Source organism: Nitrosospira multiformis (assembly GCF_003050865.1).
GTDB lineage: Bacteria > Pseudomonadota > Gammaproteobacteria > Burkholderiales > Nitrosomonadaceae > Nitrosospira > Nitrosospira multiformis_E.
In genome coordinates this window covers 20,077-38,714 of record NZ_QAOK01000010.1, presented here as the reverse complement: position 1 = coordinate 38,714, position 18,638 = coordinate 20,077, and the positions used below count along the sequence as shown (strand labels likewise).

Below are 18,638 nucleotides of genomic sequence, written 5' to 3'. Positions count from 1 at the left end.
CCGGAAGAAAGTTGGGGGAAAAGCGGAAGAAGGGCATCCGCAACGGACTGTGGCCGCGGCTCCTTTCTATTTGGATGTCATAATTGCGCCGGCTGTCACGCAACCTGTACCTTGGTACAAGGTGTACTTCGGGTCCGGGCGTGTGCAATCTTCCTGCCATAGGCACGGAGGTCGGTGAAGCCGGCGTCATGTCTTCGCTCGCGGCACACTGGAACAGCCGTTTCGGCATCTACCAGGGCAGCGTCAAGCAGGGGGAGTCGGTGCCGGACTATACCGGTCGCGCCTATACCGACGCCGCGGGAAGCTGGCCCTCCAAATTTAATGCGTTTGCCGATTTCAGGAACAAACGGGCCGTGTATGCGCCCTACCAGGGTGACACCACTACCGGGTTGCGCACGAATGGAACGATCATCGGCTCCGCCGCTCTCCAGGCAGGCGGTGGGGACCGCCGGCTCGCGACTGCCGCCGTGCTGGATTGCAGCGGCTTCACCAGCGGCTCGACGGTTGCACCGGTTCAGTCCTGGGCCTGCATATTGATGCTGCATCCGATCAATACCAACATGGGGGGCACCGGAACCGGCGCGGACCGCATGTATCTCGAATACCTGGGGCGGTCAGACGACGAGGGCAGCCCCTGCGCGAGTTCCGGCGTACCCGGCGGACCCGCCAGCGGCGGCCCGCTCGTCCCGGTGCTGGTGCGATGAGGATTACCGTGATGACTACTCTGAATAAGCAGGAATATGACAGACGGACTTACAGCAGGCGGACATTTCCGCATGCCGGCTGGGGAACGAAGCGCAGGGAGATGCGCGGCGCTGTCGCCGTGGAGTTCGCCCTGCTGCTGATCCCTTTGATGCTGCTGGCGTTCGGCATCGCCGAATACGGCCGCGCCCTGTACCAGTACAACACGCTTGTCAAGACAGTGCGCGATGCGGCGCGCCTGCTGTCGCACCATAATCCCGAAGATCCGGCTTCCTACGGCCCGGTGCTGGAGGAAGCCCGATGCCTGGCGGTATATGGCAATACCAGTTGCAGCGGGCCGGCGCTGGCGCCGGGTTTGACGACCGGGATGGTGACGATTGCGTCCAGCGCTACGACCACCGCCGCCGGCACGTCGGTTACACTGGTCGAGGTCAGGATTACGGGATATGTCTTCAATTTTGTCTTCAATCCGGCCCGGTTGCTGGGGGCTGCCGCCGATACCATTCCGTTCAGCGATATCCACGCCACGATGAGGCAGTTGTGATGAATGCGCGCCGCCCTTGCCGATTGTCGCCGCATGTGAACCGGTTCCGGCAACGGGGCGCCGCCGCGGTCGAATTCGCGCTCATCGCCTCGCTTCTGTTCATCCTGCTGTTCGGCATCATGGAAATGGGCCGGGTGCTGTTCTACTGGAACACCGCGACCGAGGCCACGCGGCTGGGGGCGAGACTGGCGGTGGTGTGCGGCAAGGACGCGGCAATCATCAAGACCCGCATGGGCAACATGCTCAGTATCCTGACACCGGGCACCATCGATATTGCCTATACCCCATCCGGCTGTGACGTCAGTTCATGCCGGTCGGTCACCGTCAGCATCACCGACCTGAATGTTGCAACATTCATTCCGTTCGTGCCGTTGAATCTGAACATGCCTCCCTTCGCCACGACCCTCCCGCGCGAAAGCATGGGCATGAATGCAGGGGGCGAGGCCAATCCGGATTGCAGCTGATCCGGCGGAATGGTGAAAACTCAGCCAGGAAAGACAGGCAGGAAAGACAGCCAGGAAACTCAACCAGGAAAGAATAAGGCAAAAAATTGAAGATCGCCGTAGTCGCGCAAGATTCGCAATATCCCAGCACCATCCAGAGATTTCTGGCCGAAGCCGACAAGCCCTATCCGCTGATCAGCCTGATCGGCGGAGTGCAGCAGGTTGCGGCCGTGGCGGAGCAGGAACAGCCTGATTTGCTGATGCTGGAGGGGCAGTACTTCAGTTCCATGGAACTGGAGGTGCTCAATCGCGTTACCTCCCGTTTTCCGGATGTAGGGATGGTAATGCTGTGCCCGGCCCAGCCTCCCGAGCTGCTCATCGAAGTCATGCGTGCCGGCATTCGCGAAGTGCTGCCGACGCCACTGACCCGCCATGTGGTGATCGATGCCGTCGAGCGCTTTCAGCAGAGACTCGCGCTGGCGCGGATGCCCATGCATGAGTGCAAGGTGCTGGCGTTCATTCCCTGCAAAGGCGGCAGTGGAGCAACGTTTCTTGCGACCAATATCGCCTATGCCCTGGCCGCGCAGGAAAACAAGCGGGTTGCCTTGTTCGATTTCAATCTGCAGTTTGGCGATGCCGCGCTGTTCGTGCAGGATGATGCGCCCACCACTTCGATTGCCGATGTGGCGCGCCAGATCCAGCGACTGGATGGATCGTTCCTCAACTCGAGCATGATCCAGGTATTGCCGAATTTCGGCATGCTGGCTGCGCCCGAAAGTCCAGAAAAGGCCGCGGAGATAAGACCGGAGCACATCAATCCGCTCTTTCAGGTCGCGATGAAACATTATGACTTCGTGGTCCTGGATATCGGACGCGAACTGGATGGGATTTCGATCCAGGCGCTGGATCGCGCCGATCTGGTTTTCCCGGTGCTGCAGCAGACCCTTCCCTCCATCCGGGACGCCAGACGCATGTCGGCAGCGTTTGCCGCATTGAACTATCCGGAAGAAAAGATTCGGCTGATCGTGAACCGCTACAAGAAAAATACCGATATCACGCTCGACGATATCGAAAGTACCTTGAACCTGAAGATATTCAAGGTAGTGCCAAATGATTATACGGTGGTCACCGGGTCGGTGAACCAGGGCATCCCCGCGACCAAACTGGCACCCCGCAGTCCGGTGGCGAAGTCGTTGCAGGAGATTGCGCATGAATTATGCCGCGGCGCGGGCCAGGGAAGCCTGCTCAGGAAGCTGTTTGCATTCTAGATAACTCCGATTTTATGGACTGACAGTCATGTCGATACGAGAACGTCTCCAGAGCGTGAAGGAAACCGGGTTGACCGAACATCATCCTGCGCCTGTCACGGTTCTGCACGATATCCCCGCCTATGAGGAATTGAAGGCGCGCGTCCATCAGAAGCTGCTCGACCGGGTGGATCTGGCAGTCATGGAAAGCCTGCCGGCCGAACGCCTGCTGATGGAGATCAGGAACTTGGTGGAGCGTCTGCTGGTCGAGGAATCCGTCCCGATCAACGAGGCGGAGCGCCAGGGCATCGTCCGCGACATCCAGAACGAAGTGCTCGGCCTGGGCCCGCTCGAGCCCCTGCTGGCGGACCCGACCATCTCCGATATCCTGGTCAATACCCATCGCCAGGTCTATGTCGAGCGGCGGGGACGCCTGGAACTGACCGACGCTCACTTTGCCAACGAAAAGCACCTGAGAAAGATCATTGACCGGATCGTGTCGCGTGTCGGGCGGCGCGTGGATGAGTCCAGCCCCATGGTCGATGCGCGCCTGCCCGACGGTTCCCGCGTCAATGCCATCATCCCGCCCCTGTCGATCGATGGCTCGATGCTTTCGATCCGGCGTTTTTCCGTCAAGCCGCTCAAGATGAACGATCTCATGGCGTACAAGTCGCTGACGCCGGAAATGGGGGAGGTCATCAGCGGACTGGTCAAGGGCAAGTGCAGCATCCTCATTTCCGGCGGCACCGGCAGCGGCAAGACGACGCTGCTCAATATCATGTCCGGCTTCATTCCATCCTCGGAACGCATCGTGACCATCGAGGATGCGGCCGAGCTGCAGTTGCAGCAACCCCACGTGGTGCGGCTGGAGACGCGTCCTCCCAACGTCGAGGGCAAGGGCGAAATCTCGCAGCGGGCGCTGGTGAAGAACAGCCTGCGCATGCGTCCCGACCGGGTCATCATCGGGGAAGTGCGCGGCGCTGAGGCGCTGGACATGCTGCAGGCCATGAACACCGGCCATGAAGGCTCCATGGCCACGATCCATGCGAATACGCCGAGGGATGCCCTGGGCAGGGTCGAAAACATGGTGAACATGGCCGGGCTGAACCTGCCCATCAAGGCGATCCGTCACCAGATCAGTTCGGCCATCTGGGTGGTGATCCAGGTTTTGCGCCTGACCGATGGCAAGCGCAAGGTGACGAGCATACAGGAGATCACCGGCATGGAGGGCGACATCATCACCATGCAGGAAATCTATACTTTCGAGCAGACGGGCATCGCGGCGGACGGATCAGTGCAGGGACATTTCCGCGCCACCGGCATTCGCCCCAAGTTCGCGGAACGCCTGCGTGTATACGGCATACCGCTGCGCGAGGAGCTGTTCGATCCCTCGCGCCGGTATACATAGCGGGCGAGGAGACGGGAATGGACATTCTTTACTACCTGTTTCTCATATTCTGCTTCCTGGCGGTCGTGCTGCTGCTGGAAGGAGGCTACCTGGCCTGGCACGCTCACCGCGGGCCGGAAGCAAAGCGGATACAGGAGCGTTTGCAGGCCGTTTCGGCGGGATGGGGGAATGCCGAAACCGGGCTGATGAAGCAGCGGCTGCTGAGCAGTTCGCCGGCGCTGGAACGCTTCCTGCTGCAGGTTCCGCGCATCCACAGTCTCGATCGCCTGTTGCAGCAATCCGGCATGTCCCTGATGGTGACCCATTTCCTGGGCTACACGGCCATGACCGCCCTGGGGGGAATGGCGAGCGCAGCACTGCTGGGCCTGCCGTTTACGGTCGCGCTGCTGTCGGGGGCGGCGGGAAGCGGGCTCCCCCTGTTTTTCACGCTCAGCGCAAAGCGCAAGCGCCTGGAGAAAATCGAGCGGCAGCTGCCGGAAGTGATCGACCTGATGGGGCGCGCGCTGAAGGCGGGCCACGCCTTTTCAGGCGCGCTGCAGATGGCCTCCACCGACGGACCCCAGCCGGCTGCCGACGAGTTCCGCCTGACATTCGATGAGATCAATTTCGGCGTCTCGGTGCAGGATGCGCTCATGAATCTCGCCACGCGGGTTCCCATCACCGACCTGCGCTATTTTGTCATCGCCGTGCTGATCCAGCGCGAAAGCGGCGGCAATCTGGCGGAGTTGCTGGATAAAATCAGCGGATTGATCCGCGCGCGTTTGACGCTGCTGGGGAGAATCCGCGTGCTTTCCGCCGAAGGACGCATGTCGGCCTGGATTCTCTCCTGCCTGCCGTTTGCCACGGCCCTGATGCTCAATCTCGTCAGCCCCGGGTTTCTGGCGGTCTTGTGGACCGATCCCATAGGATTGATGATGGTGGGAACGGCGCTGGGAATGATGGCGATGGGTATCTTCGTCATGTCGCGCATCATCAAGATCCGGGTATGAAGCAGCTTCACTGACAATGCCAACAATGAGGATAGCCGAGACATGACACCTGTTCAGATCGCCTACCTGGCGGTGATTTTCATCACTGTGGCCGGAGCTGCCTTCGGGGTGATGCGGGCGCTGGCGCCGCGTCCCACCAAAACCCGGCTGGATCAGGTAGCTGCGGGAAATTCCGCCTTCCAGCAGAAGGCCGGGGACGGCTGGGAACGGACCATGGTCAATCTGACGGGCCCGCTCGCCAGGCTGGCCCTGCCGAGCGAGGGCTGGGAAACCTCCTTGCTGCGCACGCGCTTCATGCATGCGGGCTATCATGCGCGCTCGGTACCGATGGTGTACTTCGCGGCAAAAACGGGGCTGGCGCTGGCTTTGCCGGCGATTTTCCTGCTTTACGTGAGCATCGGCCGCCTGGAACTGAGTACCAATGCCGTCCTGTTCGTCCTGTTGAGCCTGGCAGCATTCGGCTATTACCTGCCCAACCTGGTGCTGGCGCGCCTGGTTTCGCAGCGCAAGCGGGAGCTGTTCGAGAGTTTTCCGGATGCCATCGATCTCATGACGGTGTGCGTCGAGGCCGGATTGGGGCTGGATGCCGCCATGGTGCGGGTGGCGGAAGAAATGCGCCTGAGGAGCAAAGCCCTGGCCGGCGAGCTTCACCTGGTCAGCCTGGAGTTGCGCGCCGGCAGGACCCGCGAGCAGGCGCTGCGCAACCTTGCCATGCGCACTGGCGTTGAGGAAATCGAAGCCCTGGTTTCCATGCTGGTCCAGGCCGACCGCTTCGGCACCAGCGTCGCCGCCTCCCTGCGCGTGCATTCCGATACGCTGCGCACTACCCGCCGGCTGCGGGCGGAAGAAGCTGCGGCAAAAATCGCGCTCAAGCTGCTCTTCCCCCTGATTTTCTTTATCTTCCCGTCACTTTTGCTGGTGCTGATGGGGCCGGCTTTCATCAACATCTATCGTGTGCTGCTCCCCTCTTTCGGGGGCCAGTAACGAGCGGAGAATGATCATGTTCAGAATCAAACAGCTTGCATGGGCGATGGGTTGCGTATCGCTCATGAGCGGGTGCGCGTTGTATCCGGGGTATCAGAACAAGGCGGGGCAGGCTGTTAACATTAAGCCGGTGATGGAAGTCCGCCACGCGCTGGGCAGCGCGGATGCTCTGTATCAGCTTGGGCGATATTACCAGGCCAAAGTCAACTATGCGGAAGCCATCGCGGCCTACGAGAAGGCGCTGGAGGCAGACCCGGCTTATGTCGAGGCGCACAATGGGCTAGGTGTGGCCCATTGCCTTCAAGACCGGCATGAGCTGGCGCTGCAGTATTTCCGGAAAGCAATCGGGATGGCTCCCCTGGCGGCTCATCTGCACAATAATCTCGGCTATGCGCACCTGGTGAACGGGCAGGAAGCTGAGGCCATGTCAGCGTTCGAACGGGCATTGCGGCTTGAGCCGCAAAACCAGCGGGCGCGTCGCAACCTCGCCGCCGTCTACATAAAGGCGGGATTGCGCGACAAGGCCGCCGCGCTGACCAGGGCAGGCTCTGAATCTGCCGTGGTAGCGTCTGTGGCACCCGTGACAGTGCCTGCTTCCGGCACTCCTGCAGGTACTGCTTCTGCGGCCGTATCGACCATGTCGCCTCCCGGGGTAGTCGCAGCGGGTGAGAAACAGAAGCTGTCGTGCAGCGCCGGTGCACGGCTGGTGCAGGTTACACCCGGCGTGTTCGAGTTCCGGATGACCGAAACGGAGGCGATGGCAGCCATACCGCCGGGTAAAATCCTCGGCAGGACTGCTGAGCCGCAGGCTTCCGGCAGATTTTCCGGCGAGGACATCCGCATCGAGGTCTCGAATGGCAATGGCGTGCCCGGCATGGCCAGACAGGTGTCGGATTTTTTGCAGCAGAACGGGTTCGCCACGGCGCGGCTCACCGACCGGCAACCGTATCAGCAGGCCCTGACAGAAATACACTATCGGCGGGGTCATTCCGGCGTGGCCGAGGAGATCAGCCGGCTGATGGCAGTGGGGGTTCCAGTGGTGGAGAGCTACAACCTCCGCAGGGATATTCACGTGCGGGTGAGGCTGGGCAAGGATGCTGCGCGCCAGGTGGCTTACCTGGAGAATCCGGGCAGAGTGCAGATAACGCAAGGAACTGCCGCCCAAGGAATTGTCACTCAAGGAACTGTCGAGTAAAACGGCGAATCCAAAGCGGGTGTTCCGGAGCGCTGATGCGAGGAGCACAGATGCGGCGATTACCTCCTGCGCGCCGGGGCTCTGCCATGAGCGCTTCGTTACATCTCCAACGCTTCGTCACATCTCCACGAAATAGCTCACTGCGGCCAGGTCCACAGTCTCGGGGGTCAGTTCTGGACGTCGCCGCATGAAGCGCGCCCGATCCACGATATGCTCCACCAGATCTCGCGGATGGCTACCGGTTAGCGGCCGTCCGGCCTTGCGGTAATAATTATCCAGCAGATATTCAGCCGCTTCGGCATCGTAAGCGATTCCCTGGCCGTCGCACACGCGCCGCAGGATTTCCCTGAACTCGTCTTCGGTCTGGTACTGCACCTGTATCTTGTGGCGGATACGGCGCAGGAACGCCTCGTCGACCAGATCCCCCGGGCGCAGGTTGGTGCAGAAAACCGTGATCTGGTCGAACGGTATCTCGAATTTCAGGCCGGTGTGCAGCGTGGGGAAATCAGTGCCGCGCTCGAGGGGTATGATCCAGCGATTGAGCAGCTGGCGCGGTTCCACCTGCTGGCGGCCAAAGTCGTCAAGGATGAATACGCCGTTGCCGGCTTTCATCTGGATCGGCGCTTCGTAGAATTTGCTGCTGGCGTCGTAACGCAGGTCGAGCATGTCCAGGGTCAGTTCTCCGCCTACCATCACTACCGGGCGCCTACATTTTTTCCAGCGGGGGTCATGCTTCACGCTCCGGCTCAGGTCAAGCCCGGCATCTTCCGAAGATTCATCTTCCAAGCTGAAGTGAATCGACGGATCGAACAGACGAATCACCTGGCCGCTCACCTCTAGCGCCTGCGGGATATAGATATGTCCCGGCAGCGCGCGTCCCAGTATTTCGGTAATGCTTGTTTTTCCTGTGCCGGGCGGGCCATAGAAGAAGATGGAACGCCCCGAAGCAAATGCCGGCCCCAACTGGCTGAGCATTCTCTCGCCGATGACCATGTGCTTGAGGGAGTGCCGTATCCATTCATCGTCTACTTCCACCTGGCGGACGCATTGCCGCACCAGGGCGCGGCAGTAGTCGCGCAGAGGGACCGGCGCCGCGCCCACATAACCGCTCATGGCAAGGGCAGCTTCCGCCCTTTCCCGCCCGCGCTGGGTCAACTCGAAAACATGCGATGCGCGGCTGTATCCTCCAGCGGAGCGGATGGCCACCAGTTGATCCACCTTCATCAGTTCCGCCAGCTCATCGACGACACTGAACGGGAGTGAGAGCGTGTCGGATATCTGCTGCAAGGAGAATGTGCCGGCCTCGAGATAGGCGGCCTTGAGCAGCAGGTCGGTGAGAAAAGCTTCACTCAGGCCGGTGTCAGCTATTCTTAATGGAGCCTGAGGCACAGGCTGGAAGAACTGGCGAAACTGATCTGCCGTGAGGAAGCCAAGGGAGGCGAGGATGTCCCCCAGGTGGCCATTGTCCTGCCTTTGGCGGGCAAGCGCCTGCGCCAGTTGGGTGGATGAGATCAGGCCTTCGCGAACCAGCAGTTCACCGATGGGGTTTGCCATATGGAGTCTATAAAATCGTGGTAATCGTGGTCATCCTGGTTCGCTAAAACACGAACGGCACGAGCCGGTAAGGTACCCGGAGCATGTAAGTGCGGTAGGACGGGTCCAGGGCAAGATGTCTTTCCTCGCGTTGGATCCGCACCCAGAGCAATCCCATGGTTGCCACAAAGATGAGCGCATTCGCCAGCGTCGTATGCACCAGCACGTAGCCGCCAAACACGAGGAAATAACAGGCATAGAGCGGATGGCGCACGATACCGTACATCCAGGTCGTCTTGATTTCACGTTTGGCCGCGACGAGCGCAAAACTGCGATTGAGGGACAGCAGGCTGACGATCTGTAGCAGGGTGCCGAGCGCAATGATGCTGCTTGCCCCAGGAAACACGCCCCAGGTTGCGGGACGAAGCAACAGCGGCGCGAAGGTGCCGGCAATCGCGACCAGCCAGTCGGACGGCGCCCCGGAAACCGTCTGCGGGGAGCTGCGGAAGATAAAGAATCCCGTGGTCAGGGTTTCGGAAAGGATGACCAGCAACAGCGTCCATTCCCCTGTTTCCAGGTACTTGTTGAAGTGCGCCCAGGCAAAGAATCCGAATAATCCTGCCAGCAGCATGCCGCTGTAAACGTGGAACCGTTGGGAGTGCAATATTTTTGACAATGCGCTCCTGCCTGCGTTATCCCGCTGGCGAGCGTCGATTCGAGCTGACATGGCAAATCCTTGTATTTAATGAGTTGGTTGTTCGATGTATCCAGGGGAGGAAGAGCCATGGCAAAGGCCGTATGCTCCGCCCGCAAGCGGCGCGCAGCAAAAGGCGTCCGCAAACGGCGCTTGGCAAATGGCAGAAGGCCCAGGAATCCCCGCATTCCTTCTAAATATATGCGTTCTCATTCTAGGAATCTCCCCGATGCCCTGTCCATCGTACTGAAGTACAGGGATCCGCCAGGGAAGTGATGATCAAGCAGATATTTTGTGGGGTAAGGTGAAAGGAAAGCTGGAATTTCCAATGCGGATTTGCGTAAGCGTTTATTGATCCGGCCAGAAAATACTATGAATCTCGTCATTTCGGGCTTGACTCGTAATCCAGTAAACCGGAATCCGGTCCAAACCAATAATGGCGTGCTTTGAACGTCACTGGATGCCCGTTTCCGCCGGTATGACGTTTGTACTGTTTGCTCGCTGAATTAATGGTTCCGCTGTATGGCAATACTCCATGTTGTCATACAGCGGAACAAAAACTTAGAAAACACCTAGAAGAATACCCGTTCTGCCGATCCGCGGAGGCGGGTTACAGTGTAGAAATCGCGCTGTCCGCTTATCGGCAGGACAGAGAATCTATGGAGGGTGGTGATACCAATGGTTCGTACAGGAACCGTCTGTTCCCCGGGTATCTGTATGCGAGGCAGCAAAAGACTGAAAGTAGTTCCTCCTGTATCCACCGTCATCCGGATTGTAACGCTGACAAGCGTGCCGATTTCAGTTTCCACACTTCGGATTTCATCACCGGTAAAGTCGAGCGTTTGTTGCAAATCCTGATAGCTGAAATGCGGCTTGCCGTCTATGCCGCTGGTCGAATAGGTGATATTGAGATTTTTGCCGCTCAGCTGATACAGGTTTGGTGTCTGGGCGGGCTGGTTCGTAGGCTGTGTAGCTTGCATGTCTTCCTCCTTTTACTGATGGACTGAGAGAGTCAATGTTTCGCTCCGGGAAAAGAATTGAAGGGACAGGCTGTAGGCCATTCCCATTCAATCATAGGCGAAGCCATTGGAAGGTGCGGAGAATGGAAAAAAGTTGTGGGTAAAGTCAGTCATCCACTTGAAATTCAGCGTCGCAAACCCTATTATTAGCACTCATTAGCGTTGAGTGCTAATAGTTTCGATAATGGGGTAATGGCTCGGGAAGCCGCATTCAGGCAATCCCGGAGGATTTCGTTCGTTTTTTAAAACACAGGAGAAGAAAACATGCAGATTCGTCCCTTACACGACCGCGTCATCGTCAAGCGGCTGGAAGAAGAACGCAAGACCGCATCCGGTATTGTCATTCCTGACAGTGCTGCGGAGAAGCCGGATCAGGGCGAAATTGTCGCCGTGGGCAAAGGCAAGGTCGGCGACGACGGCAATGTCCGCCCGCTGGAAGTGAAAGTCGGCGATAAGGTACTGTTCGGCAAATATTCCGGACAGACCGTGAAGATATCGGGAGAAGAACTTCTGGTGATGCGCGAAGAAGACATCATGGGCGTTGTTGAAGGTTAATGGTTAATTTTCGCAAGACGTTTTGCACAATATTTTCTGGAAATTAGGAGAAATGGATTATGGCAGCGAAAGAGGTTAAATTCGGCGATTCAGCTCGCCACAAGATGGTGAACGGAGTCAACATCCTGGCCGATGCGGTAAAAGTCACTCTCGGACCCAAGGGGCGTAATGTCGTACTGGAGCGTTCCTACGGCTCACCTACCATCACCAAGGATGGTGTTTCCGTAGCAAAGGAAATCGAACTGAAAGACAAGTTCGAGAACATGGGCGCGCAGATGGTAAAGGAAGTCGCCAGCAAGACTTCCGACGTAGCCGGCGACGGGACAACCACGGCTACTGTTCTGGCGCAATCCATTGTCAAGGAAGGCATGAAGTACGTCGCCGCAGGGATGAATCCCATGGATCTCAAGCGGGGAATCGACAAGGCGGTCGTCGCTACGGTTGAAGAATTGAAGAAACTTTCCAAGCCCTGTACAACGGGCAAGGAAATCGCGCAGGTTGGCAGCATTTCCGCCAATTCCGACCCCGAAATCGGCAAGATCATTGCCGATGCAATGGAAAAAGTGGGCAAGGAAGGTGTCATCACGGTGGAGGATGGTTCCGGACTGCAGAACGAACTGGATGTGGTCGAAGGCATGCAGTTCGATCGCGGCTACCTCTCACCCTACTTCATCAACAACGCGGACAGGCAGATCGCGCTGCTGGAAAACCCGTTCATCCTGTTGCATGACAAGAAAATCTCCAATATCCGGGACCTGCTGCCAGTACTGGAACAGGTGGCGAAGGCTGGCAAGCCGTTATTGATCATCTCCGAAGATGTTGACGGCGAGGCCCTCGCCACGCTGGTGGTCAACAATATTCGCGGCATTCTCAAGACCTGCGCAGTGAAAGCGCCAGGCTTCGGGGATCGCCGCAAAGCGATGCTCGAGGATATCGCCATTCTCACCGGCGGCACAGTGATTGCCGAAGAAGTGGGTCTCTCGCTGGAAAAGGCAACCCTTGCGGACCTGGGGCAAGCCAAGCGGGTGGAAGTCGGCAAGGAAGAAACCACTCTCATCGATGGCGCCGGGGATACCCAGAACATCGAAGGCCGTGTGAAGCAGATCCGTGCTCAGATCGAAGAAGCGACCAGCGACTACGATAAGGAGAAACTGCAGGAGCGCGTGGCGAAGCTGGCCGGCGGGGTGGCGTTGATCAAGGTCGGCGCGGCTACCGAGGTCGAGATGAAGGAGAAAAAAGCGCGGGTGGAAGATGCGCTGCATGCAACCCGGGCTGCGGTGGAGGAAGGTATCGTTCCTGGCGGCGGTGTCGCGCTCCTGCGCACCCGTGGAGCGGTGTCGAACCTGAAAGGCGACAACCACGACCAGGATGCCGGCATCAAGATCGTTCTGCGCGCCCTGGAAGAGCCGCTGCGCCAGATCGTCGCAAATTGTGGTGATGAGCCTTCCGTGGTCATCAACAAGGTTCTGGAAGGGACGGAGAACTTCGGTTATAACGCAGCCAGCAGCGAATATGGCGACATGGTTCAGATGGGCGTGCTCGACCCCACCAAGGTGACGCGTTACGCCTTGCAGCATGCCGCTTCCATCGCGGGTCTGATGCTTACCACCGATGCGCTGGTAGCAGAAACTCCTAAGGAAGAGGGTGCCGGCGGCGGTATGGGCGGCGGCATGGGCGGTATGGGCGGTATGGGTGGAATGGGCGGCATGGACATGTAAGGTTTGCCCGCACCGGCTGCACCCATTGGTGCAATAAACTGTGCAATAAAAAACCCCGCAGTCGCGGGGTTTTTTATTAGCGGAAGCCGTCGTCCGGCAGCATTCATCCATGGATATTTCTGTTACAGAATCTATCCGGGCAATCTATATCGGCTGATTGAGCAGGTTTTGTCCGGAGGAATGCAGTGATAAGTGTGATTGATGAGATAATGCACTTTTTTTTGCTTCAGCGTTGGTTCAGCGATGACAAAAATTATCGCCTTTTTAATAACTTATCATGACTCCAGACCAGTATTGCCAGGAAAAAGCTGTTCAAAGCGGTTCGAGCTTCTACTACAGCTTTCTCTATCTGCCTCCTGAGAGGCGTCGTGCCATTACTGCGCTCTACGCTTTTTGTCGAGAGGTGGATGATGTCGTGGATGAGTGTACGGATGTGTCAGTAGCGCGAGCAAAGCTTGCATGGTGGCGGCAGGAAGTCGCTGCGATCTTCGATGCGGACGGGAACAAGCCCAGCCATCCTGTGGCCCTGGCATTGGCCAGCGTGGCAAGCACGTTCAATCTGACCCCAGGCCGCCTGAACGAGATCATAGACGGCATGGAAATGGATCTTGACTATAACCGCTGCGCGGATTTCGATACGCTTCGGCACTACTGTTACCACGTGGCAAGCGTGGTGGGATTATGCTCCGCCGAGATATTCGGCTATCGCAACCCGAAAACACTCGAATATGCGCAGAATCTGGGGCTTGCATTCCAGCTCACCAATATCATACGCGACGTCGGCGAGGATGCCCGGCGCGACCGTATTTATCTGCCCCAGGACGAGCTCGCGCGCTTCGGGGTGAGCAACGAGGATATACTCCAGTCACGCGAAACGGACAATTTCAGGCGTTTGATCGAATTTCAGATCGAGCGGGCGGAAAGTTATTATGCGAGCGCTTTTGCGGCACTGCCGGAGGAGGATCGCAAAAGCCAGCACTCGGGGATCATCATGGCCGCAATCTATCAGGCCTTGCTGAAGGAGATCAAGGCTGATGGATGTCATGTGATGCGGCAGCGTATAAGCCTGACACCGCTGCGTAAGCTCTGGGTAGCGTGGAAAACCTGGATGAAAGGGTAAAGTGCGTTGCTCCATCGCTACCCAAAGGCTGCTACCCAAAGGCACTTTCCCCGGAGCCTGCGTCGCTATAAACCGGGAACAATCATCTTAACGGAAATTCGTTTCCAGCCGTAGCATCTTTTATGAACGATTTGAAAAACTACATTGCACCGAACGACCTGCTCAAGGGCCGCGTGATTCTAGTTACCGGGGCCGGCCAAGGTATTGGTCGAACTGCCGCGCTGACATATGCTGCCCATGGCGCCACGGTTATCCTGCATGGACGGAACGTGAAGAAACTGGAAAGCGTCTACGACGAAATCGAGGCGGGAGGCGGGGCTCAGCCGTCAATTTTTCCGCTGGATCTGGAAAAAGCGGGGGACAAGGATTTTGCCGCTATTGCCCATGCCATTAAATTGCAATTGGGCAGGCTGGATGGCATTCTGCATAATGCGGCGCTATTATTCAACCTGACACCGCTGGAGGCCCAGACGCTGGAAGAATGGCTCGCCCTGCTGCGCGTCAACCTCATTGCGCCGTTTGCCCTGACCCGTGCCTGCCTTCCGCTGCTGAAGGCTTCTCCTGATGCGAGTGTCATTATGACATCCGATGTGCACGGGCATGTTCCCGCCGCGTACTGGGGTGGTTTTGCCGTAGCCAAAGCCGGAGTGGAGGCGCTGGTCAAGATCCAGGCGCAGGAGTGGGAGATCCTTCCCGCTCTGCGTATCAATGCCTTGATTCCGGGACCTGTACACACACCGCAGCGAACCAGAACGCATCCAGGTGAAGTCAAGCAGCGTTTGCGCCAGCCGCAGGATCTGATGTCCTGCTATTTGTATCTCATGGGTCCTGACAGCAAAGAGGTCAGTGGCAAAACGATACTCTGCTAGTTCACACTGCACATCGCGGCGCTGTCCTTCACGGCGGTCGAACTTGCCGTAGGCGCATGGCTGCTGTCGCTGGGAGAAACGAGTATAATCGTGGTCAAGTCTGGAATGAAAAGCCTTGCGAAAGTGGCGGAATTGGTAGACGCACCAGATTTAGGTTCTGGCGCCGAAAGGTGTGGGGGTTCGAGTCCCCCCTTTCGCACCAGGGAGGGTGAACAGGTCTGAGCGATGCGTGTTGATCGCCATCGGGTTTTCCTGGCCCCTTCATGGTAAATAATGTTGTCAACCCTCAGGAAATTTAATGCAGACAAATGTTGAAAACCTTGGTGCGCTCGAGCGCCGCCTTAACGTTTCAGTTCCCCAGGAGAAAATCGAAACGGAAGTCGAAAACCGCTTGAAGCGACTGGCGCGAACAGCGAAATTTCATGGGTTTCGACCGGGCAAGGTGCCCTTGAAAATTGTCGCCCAGCAATATGGTCCGCAGGTTCGCCAGGAGGTCATGGAAGATGTGCTGAAAAAGAATTTCAGCGAGGTCGTGCGCGAGAATAACCTGCGGGTAGCGGGCCATCCCCGCTTCGAACACAAGATGGCAGAAAGCGATACCGCTCAGGTTGAATTCAGTGCGACATTTGAGGTCTATCCAGATATCGCGCTCGGCGATCTTGGCAGCGCGCATATTGAACGTCCGGTAGTCGAGGTTACTCCTGCCGACGTGGACAAAACCCTGGAGGTATTGCGCAAGCAGCGGGTTGAGTTTGAACCTGCGGACCGGCCGGCCCAGGTGGGCGATCGAATCAATATCGACTATCGTGGCTTGATCGACGGCGCCGAGTTTACGGGCGGCAAAGCTGAAGATTTCAGCCTGGTGCTGGGCGAAGGAAGGCTTCTCAAGGACTTCGAAGAACCTTTGCCCGGTATGAGCCCGGGTCAGAGTAAAACATTTGAAGTTGCCTTTCCATCAGACTATCATGGAAAGGAGGTCGCAGGAAAAACGGCCGTATTCGAAGTGAAGCTCAATGGAGTGGAATCTTCGAAACTGCCGGAAGTGAATGCCGATTTCGCCGCTTCGCTCGGGATTGCCGGGGGCGATGTTGAAAAGATGCGCAGTGAAATCCAGGCGAATCTCGAGCGGGAGGCAGCCAAACGCGTAAACGCGAGACTCAAGGAGCAGGTAATGCAGGTCCTTCTCGATACGACCAGTAACGTTGAACCTCCTAAAGCGCTGGTGGAAATGGAACTGGACCGCCTGATGGAGGATACCCGCAATGATTTTGCTTCACGCGGCATGGATACAAAGAACTTCTCCCTGCCGCACGATACGCTTCAGGAGCGGGCGCAACATCGGGTAAAGCTGGGCCTGATTCTGGGAGAACTGGTAAAAATGCATAGCCTGCACCCCAAACCGGAGCAGGTGCGTGCGGTGGTGGAAGATCTCGCGCAAGCCTACGAAAATCCGGCCGAAGTAGTCAGCTGGCACTATGCCGCCCCGGAACGGCTGAGGGAGGCTGAATCGGCGGCGCTGGAGGATAACGTGGTGACATGGGTACTGGAGAAGGCGGTCGTGACCGGCAAGCCGATGCCGCTGGATGAATTGATGGGAAGATCATAAACATGCAACGATTCGAGTGGAAGCAGCGTAATTCCGAACCACAGGGTTTGGGCCTGATCCCGATGGTGATCGAAACCAGCGGACGGGGAGAGCGTGCCTACGATATTTATTCCCGGCTGCTGCGGGAGCGGGTCATATTTCTTGTGGGACCCGTTACCGAAGCATCTGCCAACCTGATTGTCGCGCAACTCCTGTTTCTCGAATCGGAAAATGCCGACAAGGATATTCATTTTTACATAAATTCGCCCGGTGGACTGGTTTCCGCCGGAATGGCGGTTTACGATACCATGCAGTTTATCAAGCCCGACGTCAGCACGCTTTGCATAGGACAGGCGGCCAGCATGGGATCGCTGCTTCTGGCAGCCGGAGCGAAAGGGAAACGGTTTTGCCTGCCCAACTCGCGTGTGATGATTCACCAACCGCTGGGAGGGTTTCAGGGGCAGGCATCCGATATCGAGATCCATGCCCGGGAAATCCTGTATCTGAAGAACCGATTGAATGAGCTACTGTCAAAACACACCGGTCAGAGTATGGAAACTATTGAAAGAGATACCGACCGGGATAACTTTCTGGGTGCGGAGGACTCGGTGAAATATGGCCTGGTGGACGCTGTGCTGACTTCGAGGGGAGAGGGTGCCGGTTGAAGTTTGACTCGGGAGAGCTTGTAATCAGTCACGAGCTATTCAGCTCGGATAATGCGGGATAAAACTATGTCAGAGAAAACTGGCGGAGAAAAACTGCTTTATTGTTCCTTTTGTGGCAAGAGTCAGCATGAGGTAAAGAAGCTGATCGCCGGTCCTTCGGTGTTCATATGCGACGAATGTATCGAGTTGTGCAACGATATCATTCGGGAGGAAATACAAGGCTTGGAGGCGGCCAAGCTCGCAAGGTCGGACCTCCCTGTTCCCCATGAAATTCGACAGATCCTGGATCAATACGTGATCGGCCAGGAGCAGGCAAAGAAAATTCTGTCGGTAGCGGTTTATAATCACTACAAGCGCCTGAGAACCCTCGCAAAATCTACCGACCCGGATGAGATCGAGCTGGCGAAGAGCAACATCCTGCTGATCGGCCCCACGGGCTCCGGCAAGACGCTGCTCGCCCAGACGCTGGCGCGTTTGCTGGATGTGCCCTTTGTCATGGCGGACGCGACAACGCTGACCGAGGCGGGTTATGTCGGCGAGGATGTTGAAAACATCATCCAGAAACTGCTTCAGAAATGTAACTACGACGCGGAAAAGGCGCAGCAAGGCATTGTCTACATAGACGAAATCGACAAGATTTCGCGCAAATCGGATAATCCGTCCATCACGCGCGATGTCTCGGGTGAGGGTGTGCAGCAGGCACTGCTCAAGCTGATCGAGGGCACGGTTGCGTCTGTGCCGCCGCAGGGAGGGAGAAAGCATCCCAACCAGGAGTTCGTGCAGGTAGATACCACCAATATTCTTTTCATTTGCGGGGGCGCTTTTGATGGCCTGGAGAAGATCATCCGGGCTCGTTCGGAGAAGGGCGGGATAGGTTTCAGCGCCAGTGTAAGAAGCCAGGATAACCGCAAGGATTTTGGCGCCGTGCTGCGCGGTGTCGAGCCCGAGGATCTGGTCAAATATGGCCTGATTCCGGAATTCGTCGGCCGATTACCTGTCGTTGCAACCCTTGAGGAACTCGATGAGGCCGCGTTGATTCAAATCCTGACCGAACCCAAGAATGCGCTCATCAAGCAGTATCAGAAAATGTTTCACATGGAAGGAGGCATCGATCTCGAGTTCCGGGAGCAGGCCCTCAAAGCGATTGCCCGCAAGGCGCTGGTGCGAAAGACCGGAGCGCGAGGTTTACGCTCCATTCTTGAGGCTGCGCTGCTGGATACGATGTTTGATCTGCCGTCACTGGAGAATGTTGCCAAAGTGGTGATTGACCACAGTTCCGTCAATGGGGATATCAAACCCATTCTGATCTATTCGGACAAACCGAAAGTGGCGAAGAGCTGCTAGTCCGGGTTACGTGTTTCGACATTG

The 18,638-nt window shown here is 57.5% G+C and carries 18 protein-coding genes and 1 tRNA gene; 16 read left to right on the top strand and 3 right to left on the bottom strand.

Annotated elements, in window-relative coordinates:
- Positions 1–188: 188 nt before the first annotated feature.
- The 8 genes from C8R21_RS06945 to C8R21_RS06910 all read left to right on the top strand — a co-directional run bounded on the left by C8R21_RS06945 (position 189) and on the right by C8R21_RS06910 (position 7,512).
- Positions 189–704 carry a hypothetical protein gene (locus C8R21_RS06945; RefSeq protein WP_258192296.1) on the top strand — a complete coding sequence of 172 codons (516 nt, stop codon included), beginning with the start codon at positions 189–191 and terminating at the stop codon, positions 702–704.
- Positions 705–715: 11 nt separating this feature from the next.
- Positions 716–1,246, top strand: coding sequence for a TadE/TadG family type IV pilus assembly protein (locus C8R21_RS06940; RefSeq protein WP_258192295.1), 531 nt, complete (start codon positions 716–718; stop codon positions 1,244–1,246).
- Positions 1,246–1,710, top strand: coding sequence for a TadE/TadG family type IV pilus assembly protein (locus C8R21_RS06935; RefSeq protein WP_107762053.1), 465 nt, complete (start codon positions 1,246–1,248; stop codon positions 1,708–1,710). Before C8R21_RS06940 ends, C8R21_RS06935 begins: the two co-directional genes overlap by 1 nt.
- Before the next feature lie 86 nt (positions 1,711–1,796).
- Positions 1,797–2,957, top strand: coding sequence for a nucleotide-binding protein (locus C8R21_RS06930; protein WP_107762052.1), 1,161 nt, complete (start codon positions 1,797–1,799; stop codon positions 2,955–2,957).
- A 28-nt stretch (positions 2,958–2,985) separates the two neighbouring features.
- On the top strand, positions 2,986–4,344 hold the full coding sequence (locus C8R21_RS06925; RefSeq protein WP_107762051.1) for a CpaF family protein: 1,359 nt from the start codon (positions 2,986–2,988) through the stop codon (positions 4,342–4,344).
- A gap of 17 nt (positions 4,345–4,361) precedes the next feature.
- The gene (locus C8R21_RS06920) at positions 4,362–5,333 is read left to right on the top strand and encodes a type II secretion system F family protein (RefSeq protein ID WP_107762050.1); all 972 of its coding nucleotides are present in this window, start codon (positions 4,362–4,364) and stop codon (positions 5,331–5,333) included.
- Positions 5,334–5,375: 42 nt separating this feature from the next.
- Positions 5,376–6,317 carry a type II secretion system F family protein gene (locus C8R21_RS06915; RefSeq protein ID WP_107762049.1) on the top strand — a complete coding sequence of 314 codons (942 nt, stop codon included), beginning with the start codon at positions 5,376–5,378 and terminating at the stop codon, positions 6,315–6,317.
- A gap of 16 nt (positions 6,318–6,333) precedes the next feature.
- The gene (locus C8R21_RS06910; protein ID WP_107762048.1) at positions 6,334–7,512 is read left to right on the top strand and encodes a LytR C-terminal domain-containing protein; all 1,179 of its coding nucleotides are present in this window, start codon (positions 6,334–6,336) and stop codon (positions 7,510–7,512) included.
- A 117-nt stretch (positions 7,513–7,629) separates the two neighbouring features.
- Here C8R21_RS06910 and C8R21_RS06905 read toward each other — a convergent pair whose 3' ends face one another.
- The 3 genes from C8R21_RS06905 to C8R21_RS06895 form a co-directional block, all read right to left on the bottom strand.
- On the bottom strand, positions 7,630–9,066 hold the full coding sequence (locus C8R21_RS06905) for an ATPase (protein ID WP_107762047.1): 1,437 nt from the start codon (positions 9,064–9,066) through the stop codon (positions 7,630–7,632).
- A gap of 43 nt (positions 9,067–9,109) precedes the next feature.
- On the bottom strand, positions 9,110–9,772 hold the full coding sequence (locus C8R21_RS06900) for a methyltransferase family protein (protein WP_107762046.1): 663 nt from the start codon (positions 9,770–9,772) through the stop codon (positions 9,110–9,112).
- Positions 9,773–10,311: 539 nt separating this feature from the next.
- A complete protein-coding gene (locus C8R21_RS06895) occupies positions 10,312–10,719 on the bottom strand; it encodes a hypothetical protein (RefSeq protein WP_074975505.1) in 408 nt (135 codons plus the stop codon).
- A gap of 303 nt (positions 10,720–11,022) precedes the next feature.
- Here C8R21_RS06895 and groES point away from each other — a divergent pair, with 303 nt between their 5' ends.
- The 8 genes from groES to clpX all read left to right on the top strand — a co-directional run bounded on the left by groES (position 11,023) and on the right by clpX (position 18,614).
- Positions 11,023–11,313: a co-chaperone GroES gene (groES, locus tag C8R21_RS06890; protein ID WP_074746846.1), complete on the top strand. Its 291-nt coding sequence runs from the start codon at positions 11,023–11,025 to the stop codon at positions 11,311–11,313.
- A 59-nt stretch (positions 11,314–11,372) separates the two neighbouring features.
- Positions 11,373–13,031, top strand: a complete 1,659-nt coding sequence (gene groL, locus C8R21_RS06885) for a chaperonin GroEL (protein WP_107762045.1) — start codon at positions 11,373–11,375, stop codon at positions 13,029–13,031.
- Positions 13,032–13,308: 277 nt separating this feature from the next.
- A complete protein-coding gene (gene hpnD, locus C8R21_RS06880; RefSeq protein ID WP_107762044.1) occupies positions 13,309–14,151 on the top strand; it encodes a presqualene diphosphate synthase HpnD in 843 nt (280 codons plus the stop codon).
- Positions 14,152–14,273: 122 nt separating this feature from the next.
- Positions 14,274–15,020, top strand: coding sequence for a YciK family oxidoreductase (locus C8R21_RS06875; protein WP_181258873.1), 747 nt, complete (start codon positions 14,274–14,276; stop codon positions 15,018–15,020).
- Between the two features lie 117 nt (positions 15,021–15,137).
- A tRNA-Leu gene (locus C8R21_RS06870) sits at positions 15,138–15,222 on the top strand.
- Between the two features lie 96 nt (positions 15,223–15,318).
- Positions 15,319–16,626 (top strand): trigger factor, encoded by a 1,308-nt coding sequence (gene tig, locus C8R21_RS06865; protein ID WP_107762043.1) that lies wholly within the window; start codon positions 15,319–15,321, stop codon positions 16,624–16,626.
- Positions 16,627–16,628: 2 nt separating this feature from the next.
- Positions 16,629–17,270 carry an ATP-dependent Clp endopeptidase proteolytic subunit ClpP gene (gene clpP / locus C8R21_RS06860; RefSeq protein ID WP_074975500.1) on the top strand — a complete coding sequence of 214 codons (642 nt, stop codon included), beginning with the start codon at positions 16,629–16,631 and terminating at the stop codon, positions 17,268–17,270.
- A gap of 66 nt (positions 17,271–17,336) precedes the next feature.
- Positions 17,337–18,614, top strand: a complete 1,278-nt coding sequence (gene clpX / locus C8R21_RS06855; protein WP_181258872.1) for an ATP-dependent Clp protease ATP-binding subunit ClpX — start codon at positions 17,337–17,339, stop codon at positions 18,612–18,614.
- The last annotated feature ends 24 nt before the right edge of the window (positions 18,615–18,638 follow it).

Coding starts and splice junctions, on each gene's coding strand:
- C8R21_RS06945 (WP_258192296.1), top strand. CDS start 189: ATGTCTTCGCTCGCGGCACACTGGAACAGCCGTTTCGGCATCTACCAG.
- C8R21_RS06940 (WP_258192295.1), top strand. CDS start 716: ATGACTACTCTGAATAAGCAGGAATATGACAGACGGACTTACAGCAGG.
- C8R21_RS06935 (WP_107762053.1), top strand. CDS start 1,246: ATGAATGCGCGCCGCCCTTGCCGATTGTCGCCGCATGTGAACCGGTTC.
- C8R21_RS06925 (WP_107762051.1), top strand. CDS start 2,986: ATGTCGATACGAGAACGTCTCCAGAGCGTGAAGGAAACCGGGTTGACC.
- C8R21_RS06920 (WP_107762050.1), top strand. CDS start 4,362: ATGGACATTCTTTACTACCTGTTTCTCATATTCTGCTTCCTGGCGGTC.
- C8R21_RS06915 (WP_107762049.1), top strand. CDS start 5,376: ATGACACCTGTTCAGATCGCCTACCTGGCGGTGATTTTCATCACTGTG.
- C8R21_RS06910 (WP_107762048.1), top strand. CDS start 6,334: ATGTTCAGAATCAAACAGCTTGCATGGGCGATGGGTTGCGTATCGCTC.
- C8R21_RS06905 (WP_107762047.1), bottom strand. CDS start 9,066: ATGGCAAACCCCATCGGTGAACTGCTGGTTCGCGAAGGCCTGATCTCA.
- C8R21_RS06900 (WP_107762046.1), bottom strand. CDS start 9,772: ATGTCAGCTCGAATCGACGCTCGCCAGCGGGATAACGCAGGCAGGAGC.
- C8R21_RS06895 (WP_074975505.1), bottom strand. CDS start 10,719: ATGCAAGCTACACAGCCTACGAACCAGCCCGCCCAGACACCAAACCTG.
- groES (WP_074746846.1), top strand. CDS start 11,023: ATGCAGATTCGTCCCTTACACGACCGCGTCATCGTCAAGCGGCTGGAA.
- groL (WP_107762045.1), top strand. CDS start 11,373: ATGGCAGCGAAAGAGGTTAAATTCGGCGATTCAGCTCGCCACAAGATG.
- hpnD (WP_107762044.1), top strand. CDS start 13,309: ATGACTCCAGACCAGTATTGCCAGGAAAAAGCTGTTCAAAGCGGTTCG.
- C8R21_RS06875 (WP_181258873.1), top strand. CDS start 14,274: ATGAACGATTTGAAAAACTACATTGCACCGAACGACCTGCTCAAGGGC.
- tig (WP_107762043.1), top strand. CDS start 15,319: ATGCAGACAAATGTTGAAAACCTTGGTGCGCTCGAGCGCCGCCTTAAC.
- clpP (WP_074975500.1), top strand. CDS start 16,629: ATGCAACGATTCGAGTGGAAGCAGCGTAATTCCGAACCACAGGGTTTG.
- clpX (WP_181258872.1), top strand. CDS start 17,337: ATGTCAGAGAAAACTGGCGGAGAAAAACTGCTTTATTGTTCCTTTTGT.